Source organism: Jannaschia sp. L-14R (assembly GCF_056857695.1).
Genome location: NZ_JBSXNP010000009.1, coordinates 110,825 through 132,414 on the forward strand (window position 1 = coordinate 110,825; position 21,590 = coordinate 132,414).

Here is a 21,590-nt window from a genome sequence, read left to right on the forward strand (position 1 = left end):
AGGAGCGGCAGTCGCCATCGTTACAACGGGACCCCATACCGACCGCCCGGCCCTGTGCCACAGTCACACCAGAAGCATGGGGCCAGCCTGTAAAATCTCTCCTGTTGTCGCATTGCACTTGTCCCCCCACATTGCCGTTCCCCGCATTGCCGATCCCCGTCTGCCCCGCTACGCCTGTTGCCTGACCGAACGTCTGCACCGGAGGGCGCATATGCCCAATCTGAACCCGAATCTTGCCGCCACGATCCCGCCGCCCGTGATGGAGGCGCGGCGCTGGATCGCGGACGCCACCTTCACACCGGACCGCCCGCTTCTGAACCTCAGCCAGGCCGCGCCCGCCGATCCGCCGCCCGCACCGCTGCGACAGGCCATGGCCGACATCGTGATGACCGATCCGGCGGCCCATATGTATGGCGATGTCCTGGGCCTTCCCGCCCTGCGCGACCGGGTTGCCGCCGACTGGACGCGTGACTACGGCGGCACGGTCCGTGCCGATCAGGTCGCCATCACCTCGGGCTGCAATCAGGCCTTCGCGGCCGCCATCGCCACCCTGGCGCGGGACGGCGACAACGTGATTCTGCCGGTGCCGTATTATTTCAACCACAAGATGTGGCTGGATACCGTGGGCGTCGACGCGCGCATTCTCGATACAGGCGACGACCTCCTGCCAGACCCCTCTGCTGCCGCCGCGCTGATCGACGACAGAACCCGTGCCATCATTCTGATAAGCCCCAACAATCCCGGTGGCGTCGAATACCCCGCCGACCTGATGGCGGCCTTCCGCGATCTGGCCCGCACGCGCGGCATCGCCCTGATCCTGGACGAGACCTACCGCGATTTTCACGCGGTCGATGGCGCGCCGCATGCGTTGTTCACGGACCCTGACTGGGACGACACGCTGATCCAGCTTTATTCCTTTTCCAAGGCCTATCGCCTGACCGGGCACCGGGTCGGGGCCATCCTTGCCGCGCCATCCCGGCTGCGCGAAGTCGAGAAGTGGCTCGATTCCGTGGCGATCTGCCCGACCGGGCTGGGTCAGCGCGCCGCGCTCTGGGGGATGGAGAACCTTGGCGACTGGCTGGCGGGGGAACGCCGCGAAATCCTGCGCCGACGCACCGCGATCGCAGACGGGTTCGCGGATCGGGCCGATTGGCCCCTGCTTGGCTGCGGGGCCTATTTCGCCTATGTCATGCACCCTTTCGACCTGCCGTCGGACCGGGTTGCCCGCGCACTGGTCGACCGCGCCGCGCTGCTGCTTCTGCCCGGCACGATGTTCGGACCCCTGCGCAGCGACGGTGGCAGCGGACGGGCCGAACGCAGCCTGCGGATCGCCTTTGCCAATGCGGACGCAGATGGAATTGCCACGCTGTTCAACCGGCTGGACGAGGTGGCGCAAAGCGGGCTCTGACCCGACGACCGGACGCGCTTGCCCCCGGCTGGCCCGCATCCTATCACTCCCCGACCGTATCGCAGGGGGCAAGCCACATGGCCGAGAAACGTCGCAGGAAGACATCGAACACGATCATGTGGGTCATTCTTGGTCTGCTTATCCTTGCCCTCGGTGGCTTCGGGATCGGCGGCTTCGGCAGCTCGCTCTCGACAGTGGCAAGCGTCGGTGACCGGGAAATTACCGTGCAGGAATACGCCAACGCACTGCAATTCGAGATCAATCGCCTGCAACAGGACACCGGCCAGCGCCTGACGCTTCAGCAGATGCAGCTGTTCGGTCTGGACCGCAATGTCATGGAACGCCTTCTGGCAGCCGCCGCGCTGGAATCCGAGGCTGATCGCATCGGCATATCTGTGGGCGATCAAGCCGTGGCCGAACGGATTCGCGAAAACCCCGCTTTCAGCGGCGTGGGGGGCGGCTTCGACCGCGAAGGCTATCGCTTCGCACTTCAGAGCGCGGGCCTGAACGAGTCTGGCTACGAAGAGGATATCCGCGACGAAGCCGCGCGCGAGCTGTTGCAGGGGGCAGTCGCCGGAGGTGTCGAAGTGCCCGCAGCCTATGTCGACGCCATCGCCCGCTGGATCGCCGAAAGCCGCGATGTCACGCTGGCCACCGTCACGGTGCAGGATCTTCCGGGCGGCGACCTGGCCCCGACCGACGCCGACCTGACGGCGTTCTACGACGCCGATCCGACGCGGTTCGAGACCCCCGAATTGCGGGCCATCACCTATGTCTGGATGACCCCGGACAGCGTCGTGGACAACATCCAGATCGACGAAGATCAACTGCGACAGCTTTATGAAGATCGTGCCGCAGACTATCGGCAACCGCAACGCGTGCTGGCCGAACGTCTGGCCTTTGCCGACATGCAGTCCGCAACCGACGCCCTCGCTGCGATCGAATCCGGGACGACGACCTTCGATGCGCTGGTCGAGGAACGCGGGTTGACGCTGGAAGATGTGGATCAGGGCGAATTGTCGCGCGATGGGCTGGACCCGGTTATCGCCGACGCGCTGTTCGCGCTGGAACAGCCCGGGCTTGCCGGGCCGGTCGAAACGCCGCTGGGGCCAGCAATCTATCGGGTCAATGCGGTTCTCGACGCGACCGAAGTGCCGCTCGAGGATGTGCGCGACGATCTGGTCGCCGAGGCGGGTATCGACGCCGCACGCCGCCGCATCGATGCCGCGCGCGAGAATATCGACGACCTGCTGGCTGGCGGCGCGACCCTCGAAGAAGTGGCGGATCAGACTGACATGGAACTGGGCAATATCCGCTGGGACCCTGCGGCGGGCGAAGAACAGGGCGGTTTCGGCATCGTCGCCTACGATGAGTTTCGCTCTGCCGCCCGGGCCGCGCAGGCGGGCGATTTCCCTGAACTGGGGACGCTGTCCGACGGTGGATTGTTCTCGCTGCGACTGGATGAGGTGATCGCCCCGATCGTGCCGCCGCTGGACGAGATCCGGGGGCAGGTCGAAGCCGCATGGCGCTCCGAAAGTCTGCGCAGTCGCTTGTTCGACCGCGCCGGCGAATTGTCCGAGAACCCGGTGCAGGACATCATGGGTCAGCCCGAAACGCTGACCGGCATCGTCCGCGACGCCACGCTGGAAGGCGCGCCGGACGGACTGATCGATCGCATTTTCGAGGCTGCGCCGGGTGATATCTTCGCCTTTGAGGGCGACGACCAACGCGCCTTCGTCGTGCGCGTCGATGCCGTGACCGAAGCCGACCTGTCCACCGGAGACGGCGCGCAGCTGCGCCAGGCCATCGAGACGCAGACGGGTACCGAACTGACCGGCGACCTGTTCGAAAGCTACGGCCGCTCCGTCCAGGGCATGGCCGGATTCACCGTCAATTCGCAGGCCGTCGAGGCGGTGCAGTCGCAGCTTGGCGGCGGCTGATGATCGCACCCGACTTCCCGACCTTCGAGACCGGCTTCGGGCGGGGCGAAAATCAGATCCTGTGGACCCGCCTGCCCGCCGATCTCGACACGCCGGTCTCTCTGATGCTCAAGCTGGCCGAGGCGCAGCCGTTTTCCTTTGTCCTGGAATCCGTAACCGGAGGCGAGGTCCGGGGCCGCTATTCCATCGTCGGCATGAAGCCCGACCTGATCTGGGAATGTCGCGGCACCGCGTCGCGCGTGAACCGCGCCGCGCGCTACGACCCGACCGCATGGACCGACGCCGGGGAACCGCTGGCTGCGATCCGCGCCCTGCTCGATGAATCGCGGATAACCCTTCCCGACGACTTGCCCGCCGCCTGCGCTGGGCTGTTCGGATACCTGGGTTACGATATGATCCGGCTGGTCGAACACCTGCCGAACGTGAACCCCGATACGCTGAATTTGCCCGATGCGGTGCTGATGCGCCCATCGGTCGTGGCGGTTCTGGACGGCGTGAAGGGTGAGGTGATTCTTGTTGCGCCGTCGTGGTTCAACAAGTCCACGACCGCCCGTGCCGCCTATGCCCAGGCCGCTGAACGCCTTCAGGATGCCCTGACATCGCTGGGCCATGCCGTGACCGAACCGCGCGACATGGCGGAGCCGTTTGATCTGGCCGAACCTGTGTCGAACTTCACCAAGGACGATTACAAGGCGGCGGTCGAAGTGGCGCGGGATTATATCGCGGCGGGCGACATCTTTCAGGTCGTGCCATCGCAGCGCTGGACATACGATTTTCCACTGCCGCCGTTCTCGCTCTACCGCGCGCTGCGCCGAACGAACCCGTCGCCCTTCATGTTCCATTTCGACATGGGCGAATTTCAGATCGTCGGCGCCTCGCCCGAAATCCTGGTCCGCGTTTTCGGCAACGAGGTGACGATCCGTCCCATTGCCGGTACCCGCCCGCGCGGCGCCACCCCCGCCGAGGATCTGGCGCTGGAGCAGGATTTGCTGAGCGATCAGAAAGAACTGGCGGAACACCTGATGTTGCTTGACCTTGGTCGGAACGATGTCGGGCGGGTCGCGAAAACCGGGACCGTGAAGCCGACCGAGAAGTTCATAATCGAGCGGTATTCCCACGTCATGCACATCGTGTCGAACGTCGTGGGCGAATTGTCGGCGGATCACGATGCCCTGTCGGCGCTGCTGGCGGGGTTGCCTGCGGGCACGGTGTCGGGCGCGCCAAAAGTGCGGGCGATGGAGATCATCGACGAACTGGAGCCCGAAAAACGCGGCGTTTACGGCGGTGGGGTGGGATATTTCTCGGCCAATGGCGATATGGATATGTGCATCGCCCTGCGGACTGGCGTCGTGAAAGACGGCAAGCTGTATGTTCAGGCGGGGGGAGGTGTGGTGCACGACAGCGACCCCGAGGCCGAATGGCAGGAGACGGTCAATAAGTCGCGGGCACTGAAGATAGCCGCGTCCGAGGCCGGTCGGTTCCTGGCGCGCGGCAACCGCTGAGGGCGATGCGAAAAGTGTCGACGGAGCCTCCGGCGGAAATATTTTCGGAGCAAGGAAGCGGGTCTAGCCCTTGGCCATGCGCGTCAGTATCCGGTCCAGCGCGTTCTTGAACGCGGCCCGGTCGCGGGGGCCGAACGGGGGCTGGCCGCCACCCTGCCCGCCGGTCATCCCCTCCATCCCCGGGCGAAGCTCGTGCATCAGATTGCGGCTGGCGACCGTCTCGCCGATCGAGGTTTCGGTGAACTCGCGGCCCCTCGGGTCCAACGCAGCACCCCCGGCCTTGATGACCCGTTCGGCCAGCAGGATGTCGGCGGTGATCGTGACGGTGCCGGGGCGCGCGACCTCGGCGATGGCATCGTCGGCGGCATCGAACCTGTCGCCCGCCACGAACAGTTTGATCAGCGGATGGTTGGTCAGGCGCAGATAGCTGCCTGCCACGAAAATGGCCTGCATGTTGCGGCGCAGGGCGACTTCGGTGATTTCGGATTTCACCGGGCAGGCGTCGGCGTCGATCAGGATCATTGAAAATGGGTTCCGTCAAAAGGAATGGTGATGGTCTCGGCAGCCGTCCGCATCGTCAGGCTGTCGGGACCGGGCGTGACGGATCGGATGTCATGGCGTCCGGGAATGCGCGCGATGGCATGTGCGATGACGTGGCGGCCGGGCAGCAGCGCGGTGGCCACGCCCTCCTCCGTCACGCGGTTGGCGTCCAGCGCGGCGGCGAACCTTTCGGCCCCGGCACAGATCGCGTCTTCGATGCCGATGATGCCGCGTACGCCGGACCATGGGGGCTGCGCACGTGCGCCGTTCGAGATCCAGATGTTCGTGGCCGGAAGCTGATCGGCGCGGCGCAGCGTCAGGATCGTGTCGTTTTCGGCATGGCGGGCAAGCGCGGTCCAGCCGGGGCCGTCAACAAGGCTCAGGAAGTCTTCGCATGGCGCATCCGGATAGTCCCGGAGGCTGTCCGGGAACCCGTCGAAGCGGCTATTTTGCGGATGGAACGGGGCTTCTGCGGCGAAGGTCAGTGTCGCCTGCGGTGTGGCAGAGAGACGTCCGCCGTCTGCGAGGTGAAACATCGGGTGATGCGCGAAGGTGCAGGGCGCGGTCAGGTCCAGCATATGCGTCTGGTAGAGGACGGGGTGGCCGTCACGCAGCGCGATGCGGGCGGTGATCTGGCCATGCGCGACATGCCGCGTGGCGGTCAGCGCGCTGGGCACAGCGCGTATGACCCTCCAGGGTGCGTTGGCAGACAGGCCGTGCAGCGGGCCGTTATTCACATCGTCGTGCCCGAACGGGGTGCAGGTGAATGTGCCACCAAGGCTGCGCTCGACGGGGGGGATATCCGGGTCGACAGCGATGGCTGGATCGTCGCGCCACGGCGCGGACCACAGGACAGGCGCGCCGTCGATGACGAGAGACGGCAAATGGCCGCAACCCCCATCCCATTCGGCGCGGACGCCCTGCGCCGAGAGGATCACAGAAGCGCCCGCAGACCCTGTGCCAGCACCATCGCATCCGACCCCATCGACACGACGCGCGCGCCCTCCGCGATCCAGCGGTCCGGGTCGGCGGCGAAAATGCCCGGCGGTATTCCCGTTGCGGCGATCCGCGCGATGGCATCGGTCAAGGCCGCATGGACGGCGGGGTCGCTGGCGTCGGTGCCCATGTCTGCGGCAAGATCGGCGGGGCCGAGGAACACGCAGTCGACGCCGGGGACGGCGCAGATGGCTTCGAGGTTGTCCAGCGCGGCGCGGCTTTCGGCCTGCACCCAGACCGATACGTCGTCATTGGCGCGGGTGATATAGCCGGGGTCGAGCGAATACATCGCGGCGCGCGCGACGAAGGCCCCCATGCCGCGCGTGCCTGCGGGCGGATAGCGGCAGGCGGCCACGACGACGGCGGCCTGTTCGGCGGTGTCGACCATCGGGACAAGGACGGTTCGCGCGCCAAGGTCCAGCGCCTGTTTCAGAATCCAGGCCTCGTCGCAGGGGACGCGGACCACGGCGTCAGGCGCGGCGATCAGGCGGGCGCGGATGTCGGCAGGGTCCCACGCGCCGTGTTCCCCGTCGATGACCAGCCAGTCGAAGCCCGCATGGGCGACAAGTTCGGCAAGTTCGGGACCGGGGAGATTCTGCCACAGACCGCGCGTGACGGCGCCCGAGGCCAGTTTATCTTTGAGTGTGTTCATGGGCGGTTCGTGCCACGCTGAACCCGCGCGCGGCAAGGTCGAAACATCATGGGCCAGCAACGATTACGGCCCGATATAACCTCCACTCGTGAAACTTTCGGAAAGTTTTGCACCGCTGAGAGAAACTTTTCCCTGATCGGTTGACGCCCGCGACCATATGTTTATGGATGTGAGCAGGACAAGGAACCGCAGATGAACACGCTTCTCGTAATTGTCGGAATTGGGTGCATGGGCTGAGACATCGGCAACCATATTGGTAACCATGCGCCCCCGGAGTTCCCCCTCCGGGGGTTTTTCATGGAAGCGCGACGCAGAAGGATCAGGACGATGAACAAACATTCCGGCGCAAAGCAGCTGACGGGCGCGCAGATGGTCGTGAAGGCGCTGGTCGATCAGGGGGTCGATACGATCTTCGGGTATCCCGGCGGTGCGGTGCTGCCGATCTATGACGAGATTTTTCAGCAGACCGATATCAGGCACATCCTCGTGCGCCACGAACAGGCCGCCGTCCACGCCGCCGAAGGTTACGCCCGCAGCACGGGCAAGCCCGGCGTGGCGCTTGTGACCTCCGGCCCTGGCGCGACCAACGCGGTGACCGGGCTGACTGACGCGCTGATGGACAGCATCCCGATCGTCGTCCTGTCGGGTCAGGTGCCGACCTTCATGATCGGCTCGGACGCCTTTCAGGAGGCGGATACCGTCGGCATTACCCGGCCCTGCACCAAGCACAACTGGCTGGTGAAGGAGACCGACGATCTGGCCCCCGCCCTGCACGAGGCGTTTCATGTCGCCACTTCCGGTCGTCCCGGTCCGGTTCTGGTCGACATCCCCAAGGACATCCAGTTCGCCAACGGCAATTACGTCGGGCCGAAGCAGATCGGGACGTCGCATTATCAGCCACGCCTGAAGGGCGACCCGGATGCGATCGAGCAGCTGGTCGATCTGATCGAACGCGCCGAACGCCCGGTATTCTATACCGGCGGCGGAGTCATCAACTCCGGCCCCGCCGCGTCGCAATTGCTGCGCGAACTGGTCGAGGGCACCGGCTTTCCGATCACCTCCACCCTGATGGGGCTGGGGGCGTATCCGGCCTCGGGCGCCAAGTGGCTGGGCATGTTGGGAATGCACGGGCTGTATGAAGCCAACATGGCGATGCACGGCTGTGACCTGATGATCAACGTCGGCGCGCGGTTCGACGACCGGATCACTGGCGTGCTGGAACATTTCAGCCCGAAATCCACCAAGGTCCACATCGATATCGACCCGTCGTCGATCAACAAGGTGGTCAAGGCGGATGTCCCGATCCTGGGCGATATCGCCCATGTGCTGGAGGATGCGCTGCGCCTGTGGAAGGCGCGCGGGCGCAAGACCAACGCGGGCGGCGTTCAGAAATGGTGGGGCCAGATCGAGGAATGGCGCAAGGTCGATTGCCTGAAGTTCAGGCAGGAAGGCGCTGTCATCAAGCCGCAATACGCGCTGTCGCGTCTGGAGGCTCTGACCAAGGACCATGATCGGTATATCTGCACCGAGGTCGGCCAGCATCAGATGTGGGCCGCGCAATACATGGGGTTCGAGGATCCGAACCGATGGATGACGAGCGGCGGGCTGGGCACGATGGGCTATGGCTTCCCATCGTCCATCGGCGTGCAGGTCGCACACCCCGATGCGCTGGTCATCAACGTCGCCGGTGAGGCGTCTTGGCTGATGAACATGCAGGAGATGGGCACGGCGGCACAGTTCAAACTGCCGGTGAAGCAGTTCATCATCAACAACGAGCGTCTGGGCATGGTCCGTCAGTGGCAGGAATTGCTGCACGGCGAGCGGTATTCACAATCATGGTCCGAGGCCCTGCCTGATTTCGTCAAACTGGCCGAGGCGTTCGGGGCCAAGGGCATCCGCTGCGACAACCCCGACGATCTGGACGAGGCGATCAAGGAAATGCTGGCTTACGACGGGCCGGTGGTCTTCGATTGTCTGGTCGAAAAGCACGAGAACTGCTTCCCCATGATCCCCTCGGGCAAAGCGCACAATGATATGCTGCTGGGTGACGCGGATACCCAGGGCGTGATCGACGCCAAAGGGTCGGTTCTGGTCTGATGACATCAGGGGGCGCAGGCATTGCGCCCCCTTCCGAACCGGGCCGGGGGCCGGAGGGAAACGGCCCCGTCCCGGCAATCTAGCGCGCGAGCAGCCCGTCTTCGGCCAGATCGGCCTCGACCATGGCGATCTCTTCCGCGTCGAGTGTGCCCGACCCGTCGCCGTCGTAGCGATTGAACAGCAGGGCGTTGAACTCGGCCTCATCGACGCCGCCGTCGCCGTTCAGATCCATGTTGGCATATTCGCCGACGTCGCCCAGACCCGTGTCCCATTCGGCCTGATCCAGTTGGACGCTGCCGTCGGCGTCGAACGTCGAGAACTTGTCCAGCGCGCCGAAGCCGGAAACGAATTCCTGAGGATTGAGGGAGCCGTCGGCGTTCTGGTCCCAGCTGGCCTGCGCCATCGCTGAACCGACCGACAGGGCGAAAGCACTCGTCAGAAGCATCAGTTTGCCTGCATTCGAAAGGGTCATGTCATCTCTCCTTGGTGGACCACGGACGGAATGCCCGCGTCTCCTGCCTCTGACCTGACCGCGCCGGGGGACTGTCGCCACTGGCAATCCCGCGCAGCATCGATCTTGGACGGACGTCGCCGGTCCAGCGGCGGTGAGACGCCAGAAATCGCGCGGTGTTCTGCCGTCTGCGGTTTTCCGCACGTGCAAAACGAGCCAAGGGGTCGATTGGCAAGCGTCGACTGACCGAACAATCACAATCCGGACACTGCCATGCGAAGACACGCCCAGACGATCGCACGGGGCAGCATGTGCATCCCGGCCCCGTCGACCCGGTGCAATCTCCCTGTTGCCCCCGTCTCTTCCCCCCGCCCCGGATTTCCGGCATGACTCTCCCCAAACGCCAAGGGAGACTCGGGTCATGTCCGCGCTGAAACTCAAGAAAGGCTCGACCAGCCATTCCGCCTATAACCTTCGGCCGAACTTCTCGGACGTTCAGGAAAGGCATACACTGGCCATTCTGGTCGAAAACGAAGCCGGTGTGCTGGCCCGCGTGATCGGCCTGTTTTCCGGGCGCGGCTATAACATCGAAAGCCTGACCGTCGCCGAAGTCGACCACGAGGGGCATACGTCGCGCGTCACCGTCGTCACCGTCGGCACGCCCCAGGTGATCGAGCAGATCAAGGCGCAGCTGGGCCGAATCGTGTCGGTGCGCGATGTCCACGACCTGACGGTCGAGGGCAAACCGGTCGAGCGGGAGCTGGCGCTGTTCAAGGTGCAGGGCACCGGCGAAAAACGGATCGAGGCCCTGCGCCTGGCCGAGATCTTCCGCGCCAATGTCGTGGATTCGACGCTGGACAGCTTCGTGTTCGAGATCACCGGCGACGTCGGCAAGATCGACGCCTTCGCCGACCTGATGCGACCCATCGGCCTGGTTGAAATGGCCCGCACGGGTGTTGCGGCCTTGTCGCGGGGCGGATCGGCAGACTGAAACGGAGGATTGACCGCGCGGCGATCGCGGAGGGTCAGTGTCCGAACCTGTCGCGCAGCGCGTCATCCACGGGCGGCGTGACGAAAGACGACACGTCGCCGCCCAGCCGCGCGATTTCCTTGACCAGCTTGGACGCAATGGCCTGATGCTGTGCTTCGGCCATCAGGAATACGGTCTCGATCTGATCGTCCAGAATGCGGTTCATACCGACCATCTGATATTCGTACTCGAAATCCGCGACCGCGCGCAGGCCGCGCACGATCATCTGCGCGCCGACGTCCCGTGCACAGTCGATCAGCAGGTTCTCGAACGGGTATACGACGATCTCCGTGCCGGTGCGGTCGGACCAGAACACCGCCTCGGCCTCGACCATGGCAACGCGTTCCTCAAGAGTGAACAATGGGCTTTTGTCGCGATTGATGGCGACCCCGATCACCAGACGATCCACCAGCGTGCAGGCCCGTTTGATGATGTCGATATGACCCTTGGTGATCGGATCGAACGTGCCGGGATAGAGGGCAGTGCGCATGAAGGGGGCCCTTCGCAAGAATATTGCGTGATGCCTGACACGTGCCGCCATAGGGATCAAGCGCCATAGGGATCAAGCACAGACACCGCGCGCCTCCCCGCTTCAGCCTATGGCAGGCGCGGACGCAGGGCACCATGCCGCGTCTCAGTGGCCCGTGATCATCGCCTCCAGCGCATCCTTTTCCATTGACACTTCGCTCAGCCGTGCCTTGACCAGGTCGCCAAGGCTGATCAGCCCGATCAACAGGCCATCCTCCTCGACCGGCATGTGGCGGAACCGGCCGGCGGTCATTGCCTGCAGGATGGTTTCGGCATTGTCGCCGGGGGCGCAGGTCTTAAGGTCGCGGGTCATCAGGTCGCCGACGGTGCGGGTCAGGACTTCGCCCCCGTCGCTGCTGAGTTCGCGCACGATATCGCGTTCCGACAGAATGCCCTGCGCCCGGCGACCATCGCCGCTGACGACCAGCGCACCGATACGGCGCTTGGCCAGTTCGGCCACGGCATCCGCGATGGATGCGCCGGGGTCGATGGTCAGAACGCCTTGCGTGGATTTGGATTTGAGGATCTGGGTGACGAACATGGAACCCTCCCTTGGTCGATGCCTATCCGAAGCGTTGCCCCGCGACGGCAGCGAGTCAAGTCCGCGCGACGACGGCCCCCCGTGACTCGGACCGTTCGGTGGGGCACAGAGGGCCAATGGACAGGCTCAGCAACTCCGATCTCTCGACGTTGATCGCGCTTCGACGCGACCTGCACGCCCGGCCCGAAGTGTCGGGCGCGGAGGAAAAAACCGCTGCCCGAATTGCGGATGTCCTGAGCTGGATCGGCGCGGATCAGGTGGTGACGGATCTGGGCGGGCACGGTGTGGCGGGCATTTTCTTAGGCGCAGCCCCCGGCCCGACGGTCCTGTTGCGGTGCGAGCTGGATGCCCTGCCGATCGAGGAGGTGGGGACGCCGGACTGGCGCAGCACCGTGCCGGGCACGGGCCACCTGTGTGGCCACGACGGGCATATGGTCACGATGCTGGGCGTCGGACAGATGCTGGCCCGCACCCGTCCGGCAAAGGGCCGCGTCGTCCTGATGTTCCAGCCCGCCGAGGAAGATGGATCGGGGGCCATCGCCGTCTGTGACGATCCGGCGTATGCGCCGCTGACGCCCGACTGGGCCTTCGCGCAGCATAACGAGCCCGAGATTCCGCGCGGCGTGGCGCATGTGCCGGTCGGGCTGGCCAGTGCGCCATCGGTCGGATTGCGGGTCGCCATCACCGGGGTCGAGGCGCATGCTTGCGCGCCCGAGGACGGCCTGTCGCCCGCCGTCGCGATGGCCGATCTGATGACCGCGCTGCCCGCCCTGTCGCGCGGGCCGTTTCCGGCAGACGATTTCCGGTTGGTGACGCTGACACACGCGCGCTTGGGCGAACCCGCTTTCGGTATCGCGCCGGGCCGGGGCGAGGTTATGGTGACATGCCGCACCACGTCCGATGCCAGCCTGACCGATCTTGTGGCACTGGTCCGGGGGCGCGTCGCGATGGTGACGGACGGCACCGGGTTGTCCGTCGAGATCACCGAACACGATCACTTCCTGGCCGGAATGAACCATCCCGAAGCTGCGCGCATCCTGCATTCCGCGTCCGAGGCGGCGGGCCTGAAGACGATGGCGGGCGCCCCCCTGCGCGCGTCCGAGGACTTCGGTCGTTTCGGCCACGACTGCCCTGCCGCGATGTTGCTTTTGGGTGCCGGACCGGGTCCGGCGCTGCACAACCCTGACTACGATTTCGAAGACGATCTGATCGCGCCGGGCGCGGCCTTGCTGCTGGGGGCCGCGCGCGCGATCACCGGGTGAAACCCTGCCGAGGGTCCCGGCATGGCTGTATCTGTCGGTCTTCACGGGATCACCCGCCCCTGCAACGCCTGTGCCGGGCGGTTCACGCAATGGTCCGCGACGGCCCCTGCCGTCACCTGCGACAGCATCGTCCAGTCGCCGGGCGTCGTGGGACGGGGCCAGTCGTAGACGCTTTCGATGATATCTCGGTGCAGCCGTTCACCGGCACCCGTGCGGGTCACCATGGATTGCTGTTCCCTGCGTGACTGGCCCCGGCGGCGCCCGTCGACCACGGCCTGTGCCAATGCGACCCGATCGACACAGCCCGGCACGAACGGCAGGATCACGACCGGTTTCGGCCGGAACCACGCACAGCCCGAGAGCAAAAGGAAAAGAAACAGAAGGCGCGCCATGCCCCGCATGTGACAGCCAAAGGTTACGATTCCCTCAAGGCCTGCTCATGCGCCGGGTGCGACAATGTCTCCAGCCTTGCGACTTCGGCGCGGACGCCATCGGCCAGAAGCTCGGCGGCCCGGTCGATCAGCGGCCCGCCCGCATCGGTGTGACGGCTCAGGTGAAAGGCGCGGGTCAGGTGCAGGTCATCCGGCAGCACGCGCCGAAGGTCCGGCGCGGTGGCCAGCATGAAATCATGCACCACGCCGACTCCGCCGCCCGCGCGGATCAGGCCCAGCTGCACCGCCGCCGAGTTCGAGGCAAGGCCGGGCGGCCCCGCCCCCACCTCGCCCAGGTAATCCAGATCGGCGTCGAAAATCATGTCCGGAATATAGCCGACGATGGCGTGATCCTTCAGGTCGGCACGGGTCGATATCGGGCTGGATGCCGCAAGGTAATCGCGATGTGCCGCAAGGCTGAGCCGATAATCGCAAAGCCGCCTGACGCGCAGCCGCCCGGCCCTGGGCGCGCTGACGGTGATCGCCAGATCGGCCTCGCGCCGTCCAAGATCAAAGACGCGCGGCAGGGCCACCAGATCCAGCCCGAGTTCGGGATGCGCGGCCCGCATGGCGCAGAGAACCGCAGGCAGGACATGGTTCGCGATGCCGTCGGGTGCGCCGATACGGATGCGGCCCCGCAACCGGTCATCCCCCGACAGGGCGGCGACTCCGGCGCGGGCCCGCGCCTCCATACCCTCGGCATGGGGCAGAAGGCGGTGTCCGGCCCCGGTCAGGGCATAGCCGCGCGGCGACTTCAGAAACAGTGCGGTGCCCGCCCCGACCTCCAGCCGGGCGATGCGGCGGCTGAGCGTGGCCGGGTCGAGGCGCAGGCCTTTGGCCGCCTCGGCCAGCGAGCCACCACGCGCCACACCAAGGAAAATTCGCAGGTCATCCCAGTCCATCAGCGCATCCATCCCGACATATACGCAAGACCACCCTGCCTCTCTACCTCTGTCATCGCAAGTCCCCTGCGCGTAGGGTGCCACCGAACCCAAGGAGGATTTCATGGAACAGATCGGACATTGGATCGACGGCGCTAAAGTCGCCGGATCGGGTCGCACGGCAGACGTCTTCAACCCGTCCACAGGCGAGATTCAGGCCAAGGTCGCGCTGGCCGGCAAGGCCGAACTGGACCGGGCCGTCGAGATTGCCGCCGCGGCACAGCCCGCGTGGGAAGCGACCAATCCGCAGCGCCGCGCCCGCGTGCTGATGAAGTTCGTCGATCTTCTGAACCGCGATATGGACAAGCTGGCCGAAGCGCTGTCGCGGGAACACGGCAAGACCCTGCCCGATGCCAAGGGTGACGTGCAGCGCGGTCTGGAAGTCGTCGAATTCTGCATCGGCGCGCCGCACCACCTGAAGGGCGAGTTCACAGACAGCGCCGGTCCGGGCATCGACATGTATTCCATGCGCCAGGCGCTTGGCGTCACCGCCGGTATCACGCCGTTCAACTTCCCCGCGATGATCCCGATGTGGATGTTCGCGCCCGCGATTGCCTGCGGCAACGCCTTCATCCTCAAACCGTCGGAGCGTGATCCCTCGGTGCCGATGATGCTGGCCGAATTGCTGGAGGAGGCGGGCCTGCCCAAGGGCATCCTGCAGGTCGTCAACGGCGACAAGGAAGCGGTCGACGCGATTCTGGACCATCCCGTCATACAGTCGGTCGGTTTCGTCGGTTCGACCCCGATCGCGGCCTATATCTACGAACGCGCATCGGCGAACGGCAAGCGGGCGCAATGTTTCGGCGGGGCCAAGAACCACATGATCATCATGCCAGATGCCGACATGGATCAGGCCGCCGATGCGCTGGTCGGGGCCGGGTACGGCGCGGCAGGCGAACGCTGCATGGCGATTTCGGTGGCTGTTCCCGTGGGCGACGACACCGCCGACCGTCTGATCGCCAAGCTGGCTCCTCGGGTCGAGGCGCTGAAGGTCGGGCCCTATACCTCCGGCGAAGACGTCGATTTCGGTCCCGTCGTGACGGCGGCGGCCAAGCAGAACATCCTTGGACTGATCCAATCCGGCAAGGACGCGGGCGCCGAGGCCGTCGTGGACGGCAGCGACATGAATGTGCAAGGCTATGAGGACGGCTTCTTCGTAGGCCCCGTCCTGTTCGATCGTGTGACACCGGACATGGACATCTACCGCAAGGAGATCTTCGGGCCGGTTCTGTCCTGCGTGCGCGCCAAGGACTACGAAGAGGCGCTTGGACTGGCCATGGACCACGAATACGGCAACGGCACCGCGATCTTCACCCGCGACGGCGATGCGGCGCGCGACTTTGCCAAGCGCGTGAACGTTGGCATGGTCGGCGTGAACGTCCCGATCCCGGTGCCGCTGGCCTATCACACGTTCGGCGGCTGGAAGAAGTCGATGTTCGGCGACCTGAACCAGCACGGACCCGACGCCTTCAAGTTCTACACCCGCACCAAGACCGTCACCGCGCGCTGGCCGTCGGGCATCAAGGAAGGCGGCGAATTCTCCATCCCCGTGATGGAGTAAATCACGTTTGCGAGGGGCGGGTTGATCGGTCGGTGATGCTGGGTAACGGTATGGGGAGACTATGGAGGATGATCCCATGCCCATTACCCGCCGCTCACTGCTGACCGCCTCGATCGCCGCACCTTTGGCCGCTGCCCTGGCGACCCGCGCCCGCGCCGCGACCCATACCGTGATGATCCGGAACTTTGCGTACATTCCGGCCTCGCTGAACGTCGCTCCCGGCGACACGGTCACGTTCACGAATGCCGACCGTGCGCCGCATACGGCGACGTCCAGTCAGGACGGCGTGTTCGATACCGGTCGGTTGAATCAGGGCCAATCGGCGACCGTCACGATCGGCTTCACCGGCACGGCGCAATATTTCTGCAAGGTGCATCCCCGCATGCGCGCCTCGCTGACGTCGGCCTGACTGCAACGCCGCCAGACGTGTGAACCTCGCGATTCCCGTGTCGCTGGCTATCCGCCTGCGGTGGCTGGAAGACGTCGATGTCCGGCGACTGGCACCTAGGCCGGGGCCTCGGCCAGAAGCGCGTCGATATCGAGGGGCGCATTGGTCATCAATATCTTCCCCGTATCGTCGCGCGGCCATTCCGCTTCGGGGCGATCACGATAGAGTTCGACCCCGTTTCCATCCGGGTCATCAAAGTACAGCGCCTCGCTCACCCCGTGATCGGCCTTCCCCGTCAGCCGGACCCCGGCGGCCATCGCCCGGCGCAGGGCGCGCGCCAGCGACGGGCGGTCAGGATAGAGAAAGGCGCTGTGATAGAGACCGGGGTGACCCGTGGGCGCAGCCCCTGCACCGCGACTGTCCCATGTGTTGAGGCCAAGACGGTGGTGATAGCCGTGCGAACTGAGGAAGGCGGCCTGATCGCCGTAGAACGTGACCAGTTCCAACCCCACGACGTCAGTATAGAAATCGATGGCGCGCTGAAGGTCCGCGACCTTCAGATGAACGTGCCCGAGGGTCGGCGCGGTTGCTGAGGACGTCGGGTCTGATGACAGGTCGGTCGGGGTCATGGCGATCTCCGGGCTTTGAATGCAGGTTGCATCCTAGGACCGGGACAGGGGGCTCTGTCCAGTCCCGGCGCAGTGCGCCCGGCATCCACGCTGCCCCCCTGCGCGTCAGGACAGACCGCAATGCTCCCCCCCTGTGCCGATGGGGACCCAAGGTTTCGCGCGGCTCAGGCCCCCATCCGCGACTGACGCAAGGCGCGCAGGTCTTCGGCACTGGAACAGGCATCGACCGGATAGCGCGAGACGCACGCACGGCGAAATGCAGTGGGTTCCATCAGACGGTTCGATGCGGCGGCGATCGATTCCTTTCAGCACTCCGGCAGCAATTGATCCGTTCGGCCGGAACGGACATCAGGACGTCTGGCGGGCGCACCGGGGATAAACTCCGGTCGGTTTTCCCAAGCGAACATCTGCCGAACGGACCCATGCTTGCAAAAACGTGAAGATCTGCCCCCTTCCCCAAATCAAGAAGTCGCTATAATCAAAGGAGGAAAATAAAATGGAGTCATTCCGATGAGCGATCAAACTCGCCGTACCCTGCTGATGGGCGCCGCCGCGACCCTTGCAACGCCCACCGTGCTGCGCGCCCAGACGTTTACCGCCGATACCCTTGGCGCGGCTACGGAAACGCCTCGCAATACCTCCAGTTTCCAGATGATTGACTGGCGCGACCACTTCTCGACGCTGGGCAAGGCCACGATCATCGCCGATACGGTATCGCGCGCGTTGCATTACTGGGACGCGACCGGCACCGACTATCGCCTGTATCCGACCTCTGTTCCGATGACCGACGAATTGACCCGTCGCGGCTACACCGAGATCGTGCGCAAGAAAGTCGCGCCAAGCTGGACCCCGACGGCGAACATGCGCCGCCGCGACCCCAGCCTGCCCATTCGCGTCGAAGGCGGAGATCCCATCAACCCGCTGGGCACCCACGGCATGTATCTGGACTGGCCCGCCTATCTGGTCCACGGAACGGCAGATACCCGCAAGATCGGCCGCCGGTCGTCCTCGGGCTGCATCGGTCTCTACAACGAGCAGATCGCGGAACTGTACGAGATCACACCGATCGGAACCCAGGTTCGCCTGATCTAGGCATCGCGCTGATCAGGTCGGACCCGAGCCATTATCGGGCTTCGTGTCCTTGCTCATGCAAAACCGTTCACCGAAAGCGCGCCCCCTGCGGCGCGCTTTTTCGTTTGCCCTCGCGCCGCCGGACCGCCACTCTTGAACAAGCGTTCGATTAACGGCACGGGAGGGCCCAGAATGGATTTCGCACTTTCCGAGGAATCCGAGGCGATCTTCGACATGGCCCGCGACGTGGCCATGACCGAGATCGCGCCCTTTGCCCGTGACTGGGAAGCCGATGGTGCAATCCCCAGGGCGCTCTGGCCCAAGCTGGCGGAACTGGGGTTCGGAGCCCTCTACGTGTCCGAGGATATTGGCGGCAGCAATCTGTCGCGGCTGGACGCCACGCTGGTGTTCGAGGCGCTGTCGATGGCCTGTCCTTCGGTCGCGGCCTTCCTGTCGATCCACAACATGTGCGCCAAGATGATCGACACCTTCGGATCCGACGACCTGAAGGCGCGGCACCTGCCCGAAGCCGTGTCGATGGAAAAGGTGTTCAGCTATTGCCTGACCGAACCCGGCAGCGGGTCCGACGCCGCCGCGCTGCGCACCCGTGCTGAACGCACCAACGAGGGCTGGCTGCTGACCGGCACCAAGGCGTTCATATCAGGCGGCGGCTATTCAGACGCCTATATCGTCATGGCCCGCACCGGCGGCGACGGCCCGAAGGGGATTTCCGCGCTGATCGTCGAGGACGGGGCCGAAGGTCTGTCGTTCGGTGGCCTGGAGGACAAGATGGGCTGGCGCTCGCAACCCACGCGGCAGGTGCAGCTCGACGACTGCCCCGTTCCCGCAGGCGATCTGCTGGGCGAGGAGGGCAAGGGCTTCCACTATGCCATGGCAAGCCTCGACGGCGGCCGCCTGAACATCGCCGCCTGCTCGCTGGGTGCGGCGCAACAGGCGATGGACCTGACGCTGGACTATATGGCCGGGCGCCGCGCCTTCGGTCAGCCCATCGACCAGTTTCAGGCCTTGCAGTTCCGGCTGGCCGATATGGAAATCGACCTGTCGGCCGCGCGCGTCTTCCTGCGGCAGGCGGCATGGAAACTGGACACCGGCGCGCCCGATGCGACCAAGTTCTGCGCCATGGCCAAGAAGCTGGTGACCGAAACCGGCAGCCGCATCGTCGATCAGTGTCTGCAACTGCACGGCGGCTACGGCTATCTTGCGGACTACGGCATCGAGAAACTGGTCCGTGACCTGCGGGTGCACCAGATTTTGGAAGGCACGAACGAGATCATGCGGATGATCGTTGCCCGCGAGATGTTGAAGGCATGAAGCTGCAACCTGTCCCTGCCATCTTGCGCCGCGCCTTCCTGCGCCATGAAATCGCAGCCTTGCGCGAAATGCGTGACGGTGGAACTTGGCGGCAGATCGGCTTCGCCGCAGTCTGGGGCGGCGGGGCCGCAATCGGGCTTTTCGCGGCCGGGTATGGGGCAATGCAACTCCTGCTGCCACAAGGCCATCGGTTCGAATCTGCGGGCCTCGTGGTCGGAACGACTGCTCTCCTCGTGCTGTTCTACTATCAATGGACCGTCTGGACCTGGCTGAAGGACGGTGTCGACACCATCAACGGGGGCGCCGGCATCGGGGCCCCGGTCCCTCCGGGCGAACTGATGGCGCGAAAATACGCCGAATTGGAAGCGCTGCAATGACCGACATCCTGATCCGCACCGAAGGCCGTGCGGGCCGCATCACGCTGAACCGGCCCGACGTCATGAACGCACTGACCTGGGACATGTGTCTCGAAATCGAAAAAGCATTGAAAACCTGGGCTGTGGACGACGACGTTCATCTGGTCCTGATTGACGCCACGCCCGGACGGGCCTTCTGCTCGGGCGGCGATATCACCGCGATGCACGCCGCCGGAGCGCGCGGCGAATACGACTACGGCGCGCGCTTCTGGGGCGACGAATATCGGATGAACGCACGCATTTTCCACTTCCCCAAACCCGTCGTCACCTTTCTGCACGGCTTCACCATGGGCGGCGGCGTCGGCGTCGGGTGCCACGGCTCGCACCGCATCGTCGACGACAGCTCGCGCATCGCCATGCCCGAATGCGCCATCGGGCTGGTGCCGGACGTCGGCGGCTCCCTCCTCCTCGCCCGCGCGCCCGGACGGCTGGGCGAATACCTCGGCACCACCGGCGCGCGCATGGGGCCGGGCGACGCGATCCACGCGGGCTTCGCCGACTACTATGTTCCGGGCGACTGGGACGCGCTGAAGGCGACACTGTGCGAAACCGGCGACCCCACCGCCGTCGACGCAGCCGCGCGCCCCGCCCCCGAGGCCCCCCTCGCCGCCCTGCAACCCGAGGTCGACGCGCTTTTCGCAGGTGAAACGCTGGGCGACATCGCCCGTGCCCTCGATGGCCAGACCGGCCCCGCCGCCGAACTGGCGCGCGACGCCTTCGCCCGCAATGCCCCCCTCTCGATGGCCTGCGCCGTCGAGATCCTGCACCGGCTGGGCGACGATCCGACCATCGAACAGGCCCTGCACCAGGAGGCCCGCTTCACCTTCCGCGCCCTTGAACATGCCGATTTCATCGAGGGCATCCGGGCGCAGGTCATCGACAAGGACCGCAAACCCCGCTGGAAACACACCGGCCCGCAGGATGTGCCCGCCATCGACGTCGCCAACATCCTGCGTCCCCTCGGGCCACTGGCCCCGCAACTGGAGGATCTGACATGAACATCGGTTTCATCGGACTTGGCAACATGGGCGCGCCGATGGCCGCCAATCTGGCCACCGCCGGGCATACCGTCACCGGCTACGACATGGCGACCCCGGCCCCCGAAGGCGTCACCATGGCCGACGACGCGGCCTCCGCGGCAAGGGGCGCGGACGTGGTCATCACCATGCTGCCCAATGGCACGATCCTGCAATCGGTCGCCGCCGACATCATTCCGGCGATGACCCCCGGTGCAGTGCTGCTGGACTGCTCGACCGTCGACGTGGACAGCGCGCGCGCCGTGGCCGCCATGGCCGCCGACCACGGCTGCAAGGCGCTGGATGCCCCCGTCTCGGGCGGCATCGGCGGCGCGTCGGCGGGCACGCTGACCTTCATGGTGGGCGGGCCGGACGACGCGCTGGCCACGGCCATGCCGCTCTTTGACGTGATGGGCGGGCGCACCGTGCATTGCGGGCCCGCGGGCAACGGACAGGCCGCCAAGATCTGCAACAACATGATCCTGGGCGCCACCATGGCCGTCACCTGCGAAGCCTTTGCGCTGGCCGACAAGCTGGGGCTGGACCGGCAGGCGATGTATGATGTCGTCTCCACCTCCTCGGGGCAGTCATGGTCGCTCACGACCTATTGCCCGGCCCCCGGCGTCGGGCCGCAATCGCCCGCCGACAACGGCTACAAACCGGGCTTCGCCGCCGAGTTGATGCTCAAGGATCTGGGACTGGCCCTTCAGGCCGCCGAGGCGGTCGACGCCCCGACCCCGGTCGGAACCGAGGCGCTGCATCAATATACCGTCTTCGTCGAACAGGAGGACGGGCGCGGCAAGGATTTCAGCGCGCTTCTGCCCCGGCTGGCCGGGCGGGGGCGGGACTGAGGGGAAA

Annotated in this window: 22 protein-coding genes; 13 read left to right on the forward strand and 9 right to left on the reverse strand. The window is 65.4% G+C overall.

Annotation, left to right across the window (positions count from 1 at the left end; translation table 11 throughout):
- Positions 1 to 211 precede the first annotated feature (211 nt).
- From AC13C2_RS04915 to trpE, 3 genes are all read left to right on the forward strand, one after another.
- Positions 212 to 1,408 carry an aminotransferase gene (locus tag AC13C2_RS04915; protein WP_482886108.1) on the forward strand — a complete coding sequence of 399 codons (1,197 nt, stop codon included), beginning with the start codon at positions 212 to 214 and terminating at the stop codon, positions 1,406 to 1,408.
- A 77-nt stretch (positions 1,409 to 1,485) separates the two neighbouring features.
- The gene (locus tag AC13C2_RS04920) at positions 1,486 to 3,348 is read left to right on the forward strand and encodes a SurA N-terminal domain-containing protein (protein ID WP_482886109.1); all 1,863 of its coding nucleotides are present in this window, start codon (positions 1,486 to 1,488) and stop codon (positions 3,346 to 3,348) included.
- On the forward strand, positions 3,348 to 4,850 hold the full coding sequence (gene trpE / locus AC13C2_RS04925; RefSeq protein ID WP_482886110.1) for an anthranilate synthase component I: 1,503 nt from the start codon (positions 3,348 to 3,350) through the stop codon (positions 4,848 to 4,850). The genes AC13C2_RS04920 and trpE overlap by 1 nt, the downstream gene beginning before the upstream one ends.
- A 63-nt stretch (positions 4,851 to 4,913) precedes the next feature.
- On the opposite strand, the gene AC13C2_RS04930 is transcribed toward trpE, so the two are convergent.
- From AC13C2_RS04930 to AC13C2_RS04940, 3 genes are read right to left on the reverse strand one after another with little or no spacing between them, the layout of a single operon-like run.
- Positions 4,914 to 5,372: a YaiI/YqxD family protein gene (locus tag AC13C2_RS04930; RefSeq protein ID WP_482886111.1), complete on the reverse strand. Its 459-nt coding sequence runs from the start codon at positions 5,370 to 5,372 to the stop codon at positions 4,914 to 4,916.
- A complete protein-coding gene (locus tag AC13C2_RS04935) occupies positions 5,369 to 6,328 on the reverse strand; it encodes a hypothetical protein (RefSeq protein WP_482886112.1) in 960 nt (319 codons plus the stop codon). The genes AC13C2_RS04930 and AC13C2_RS04935 overlap by 4 nt, the downstream gene beginning before the upstream one ends.
- Positions 6,325 to 7,038 carry an HpcH/HpaI aldolase family protein gene (locus tag AC13C2_RS04940; protein WP_482886113.1) on the reverse strand — a complete coding sequence of 238 codons (714 nt, stop codon included), beginning with the start codon at positions 7,036 to 7,038 and terminating at the stop codon, positions 6,325 to 6,327. Before AC13C2_RS04940 ends, AC13C2_RS04935 begins: the two co-directional genes overlap by 4 nt.
- A 327-nt stretch (positions 7,039 to 7,365) precedes the next feature.
- Between AC13C2_RS04940 and AC13C2_RS04945 the strand changes: the two genes are divergently transcribed.
- Positions 7,366 to 9,135 carry an acetolactate synthase 3 large subunit gene (locus AC13C2_RS04945; protein ID WP_482886114.1) on the forward strand — a complete coding sequence of 590 codons (1,770 nt, stop codon included), beginning with the start codon at positions 7,366 to 7,368 and terminating at the stop codon, positions 9,133 to 9,135.
- A 79-nt stretch (positions 9,136 to 9,214) separates the two neighbouring features.
- Here the strand turns inward: AC13C2_RS04945 and AC13C2_RS04950 are convergent, their stop codons facing one another.
- A complete protein-coding gene (locus tag AC13C2_RS04950) occupies positions 9,215 to 9,607 on the reverse strand; it encodes an EF-hand domain-containing protein (RefSeq protein ID WP_092762450.1) in 393 nt (130 codons plus the stop codon).
- 400 nt (positions 9,608 to 10,007) lie between these two features.
- Here AC13C2_RS04950 and ilvN point away from each other — a divergent pair, with 400 nt between their 5' ends.
- Positions 10,008 to 10,577, forward strand: coding sequence for an acetolactate synthase small subunit (ilvN, locus tag AC13C2_RS04955; protein WP_092762448.1), 570 nt, complete (start codon positions 10,008 to 10,010; stop codon positions 10,575 to 10,577).
- A 34-nt stretch (positions 10,578 to 10,611) separates the two neighbouring features.
- On the opposite strand, the gene coaD is transcribed toward ilvN, so the two are convergent.
- Together coaD and AC13C2_RS04965 are read right to left on the reverse strand one after the other, a co-directional pair.
- On the reverse strand, positions 10,612 to 11,106 hold the full coding sequence (gene coaD, locus AC13C2_RS04960) for a pantetheine-phosphate adenylyltransferase (protein WP_482886115.1): 495 nt from the start codon (positions 11,104 to 11,106) through the stop codon (positions 10,612 to 10,614).
- 144 nt (positions 11,107 to 11,250) lie between these two features.
- Positions 11,251 to 11,685, reverse strand: a complete 435-nt coding sequence (locus tag AC13C2_RS04965; protein WP_092762444.1) for a CBS domain-containing protein — start codon at positions 11,683 to 11,685, stop codon at positions 11,251 to 11,253.
- Between the two features lie 116 nt (positions 11,686 to 11,801).
- Here AC13C2_RS04965 and AC13C2_RS04970 point away from each other — a divergent pair, with 116 nt between their 5' ends.
- Entirely contained in the window at positions 11,802 to 12,947 is a 1,146-nt protein-coding gene (locus tag AC13C2_RS04970; RefSeq protein ID WP_424338304.1) for an amidohydrolase, read from the forward strand.
- Positions 12,948 to 12,988: 41 nt separating this feature from the next.
- Here AC13C2_RS04970 and AC13C2_RS04975 read toward each other — a convergent pair whose 3' ends face one another.
- Positions 12,989 to 13,339, reverse strand: a complete 351-nt coding sequence (locus AC13C2_RS04975) for a hypothetical protein (protein ID WP_482886116.1) — start codon at positions 13,337 to 13,339, stop codon at positions 12,989 to 12,991.
- Positions 13,340 to 13,362: 23 nt separating this feature from the next.
- Positions 13,363 to 14,280, reverse strand: a complete 918-nt coding sequence (locus tag AC13C2_RS04980; protein WP_482886117.1) for a LysR family transcriptional regulator — start codon at positions 14,278 to 14,280, stop codon at positions 13,363 to 13,365.
- A gap of 103 nt (positions 14,281 to 14,383) precedes the next feature.
- On the opposite strand from AC13C2_RS04980, the gene AC13C2_RS04985 reads away from it, so the two are divergent.
- Together AC13C2_RS04985 and AC13C2_RS04990 are read left to right on the forward strand one after the other, a co-directional pair.
- On the forward strand, positions 14,384 to 15,880 hold the full coding sequence (locus AC13C2_RS04985) for a CoA-acylating methylmalonate-semialdehyde dehydrogenase (protein WP_482886118.1): 1,497 nt from the start codon (positions 14,384 to 14,386) through the stop codon (positions 15,878 to 15,880).
- 76 nt (positions 15,881 to 15,956) lie between these two features.
- On the forward strand, positions 15,957 to 16,289 hold the full coding sequence (locus tag AC13C2_RS04990) for a plastocyanin/azurin family copper-binding protein (protein WP_474520533.1): 333 nt from the start codon (positions 15,957 to 15,959) through the stop codon (positions 16,287 to 16,289).
- A 95-nt stretch (positions 16,290 to 16,384) separates the two neighbouring features.
- On the opposite strand, the gene AC13C2_RS04995 is transcribed toward AC13C2_RS04990, so the two are convergent.
- Positions 16,385 to 16,897 carry a VOC family protein gene (locus AC13C2_RS04995; protein WP_482886119.1) on the reverse strand — a complete coding sequence of 171 codons (513 nt, stop codon included), beginning with the start codon at positions 16,895 to 16,897 and terminating at the stop codon, positions 16,385 to 16,387.
- A 510-nt stretch (positions 16,898 to 17,407) separates the two neighbouring features.
- Here AC13C2_RS04995 and AC13C2_RS05000 point away from each other — a divergent pair.
- From AC13C2_RS05000 to mmsB, 5 genes are all read left to right on the forward strand, one after another.
- Positions 17,408 to 17,989 (forward strand): L,D-transpeptidase, encoded by a 582-nt coding sequence (locus AC13C2_RS05000; RefSeq protein ID WP_482886120.1) that lies wholly within the window; start codon positions 17,408 to 17,410, stop codon positions 17,987 to 17,989.
- Between the two features lie 171 nt (positions 17,990 to 18,160).
- Positions 18,161 to 19,300 (forward strand): acyl-CoA dehydrogenase family protein, encoded by a 1,140-nt coding sequence (locus AC13C2_RS05005; RefSeq protein WP_482886121.1) that lies wholly within the window; start codon positions 18,161 to 18,163, stop codon positions 19,298 to 19,300.
- A complete protein-coding gene (locus tag AC13C2_RS05010) occupies positions 19,297 to 19,677 on the forward strand; it encodes a hypothetical protein (RefSeq protein ID WP_482886122.1) in 381 nt (126 codons plus the stop codon). Before AC13C2_RS05005 ends, AC13C2_RS05010 begins: the two co-directional genes overlap by 4 nt.
- A complete protein-coding gene (locus AC13C2_RS05015; protein WP_482886123.1) occupies positions 19,674 to 20,714 on the forward strand; it encodes an enoyl-CoA hydratase/isomerase family protein in 1,041 nt (346 codons plus the stop codon). Before AC13C2_RS05010 ends, AC13C2_RS05015 begins: the two co-directional genes overlap by 4 nt.
- Positions 20,711 to 21,583, forward strand: a complete 873-nt coding sequence (gene mmsB / locus AC13C2_RS05020) for a 3-hydroxyisobutyrate dehydrogenase (RefSeq protein ID WP_092762422.1) — start codon at positions 20,711 to 20,713, stop codon at positions 21,581 to 21,583. The genes AC13C2_RS05015 and mmsB overlap by 4 nt, the downstream gene beginning before the upstream one ends.
- The last annotated feature ends 7 nt before the right edge of the window (positions 21,584 to 21,590 follow it).

Bases quoted from the DNA above. Each gene is read 5' to 3' on its own strand.
- AC13C2_RS04915 (WP_482886108.1), top strand. From the start codon at position 212: ATGCCCAATCTGAACCCGAATCTTGCCGCCACGATCCCGCCGCCCGTG.
- AC13C2_RS04920 (WP_482886109.1), top strand. From the start codon at position 1,486: ATGGCCGAGAAACGTCGCAGGAAGACATCGAACACGATCATGTGGGTC.
- trpE (WP_482886110.1), top strand. From the start codon at position 3,348: ATGATCGCACCCGACTTCCCGACCTTCGAGACCGGCTTCGGGCGGGGC.
- AC13C2_RS04930 (WP_482886111.1), bottom strand. From the start codon at position 5,372: ATGATCCTGATCGACGCCGACGCCTGCCCGGTGAAATCCGAAATCACC.
- AC13C2_RS04940 (WP_482886113.1), bottom strand. From the start codon at position 7,038: ATGAACACACTCAAAGATAAACTGGCCTCGGGCGCCGTCACGCGCGGT.
- AC13C2_RS04945 (WP_482886114.1), top strand. From the start codon at position 7,366: ATGAACAAACATTCCGGCGCAAAGCAGCTGACGGGCGCGCAGATGGTC.
- AC13C2_RS04950 (WP_092762450.1), bottom strand. From the start codon at position 9,607: ATGACCCTTTCGAATGCAGGCAAACTGATGCTTCTGACGAGTGCTTTC.
- ilvN (WP_092762448.1), top strand. From the start codon at position 10,008: ATGTCCGCGCTGAAACTCAAGAAAGGCTCGACCAGCCATTCCGCCTAT.
- coaD (WP_482886115.1), bottom strand. From the start codon at position 11,106: ATGCGCACTGCCCTCTATCCCGGCACGTTCGATCCGATCACCAAGGGT.
- AC13C2_RS04965 (WP_092762444.1), bottom strand. From the start codon at position 11,685: ATGTTCGTCACCCAGATCCTCAAATCCAAATCCACGCAAGGCGTTCTG.
- AC13C2_RS04970 (WP_424338304.1), top strand. From the start codon at position 11,802: ATGGACAGGCTCAGCAACTCCGATCTCTCGACGTTGATCGCGCTTCGA.
- AC13C2_RS04975 (WP_482886116.1), bottom strand. From the start codon at position 13,339: ATGGCGCGCCTTCTGTTTCTTTTCCTTTTGCTCTCGGGCTGTGCGTGG.
- AC13C2_RS04980 (WP_482886117.1), bottom strand. From the start codon at position 14,280: ATGGACTGGGATGACCTGCGAATTTTCCTTGGTGTGGCGCGTGGTGGC.
- AC13C2_RS04985 (WP_482886118.1), top strand. From the start codon at position 14,384: ATGGAACAGATCGGACATTGGATCGACGGCGCTAAAGTCGCCGGATCG.
- AC13C2_RS04990 (WP_474520533.1), top strand. From the start codon at position 15,957: ATGCCCATTACCCGCCGCTCACTGCTGACCGCCTCGATCGCCGCACCT.
- AC13C2_RS04995 (WP_482886119.1), bottom strand. From the start codon at position 16,897: ATGACCCCGACCGACCTGTCATCAGACCCGACGTCCTCAGCAACCGCG.
- AC13C2_RS05000 (WP_482886120.1), top strand. From the start codon at position 17,408: ATGAGCGATCAAACTCGCCGTACCCTGCTGATGGGCGCCGCCGCGACC.
- AC13C2_RS05005 (WP_482886121.1), top strand. From the start codon at position 18,161: ATGGATTTCGCACTTTCCGAGGAATCCGAGGCGATCTTCGACATGGCC.
- AC13C2_RS05010 (WP_482886122.1), top strand. From the start codon at position 19,297: ATGAAGCTGCAACCTGTCCCTGCCATCTTGCGCCGCGCCTTCCTGCGC.
- AC13C2_RS05015 (WP_482886123.1), top strand. From the start codon at position 19,674: ATGACCGACATCCTGATCCGCACCGAAGGCCGTGCGGGCCGCATCACG.
- mmsB (WP_092762422.1), top strand. From the start codon at position 20,711: ATGAACATCGGTTTCATCGGACTTGGCAACATGGGCGCGCCGATGGCC.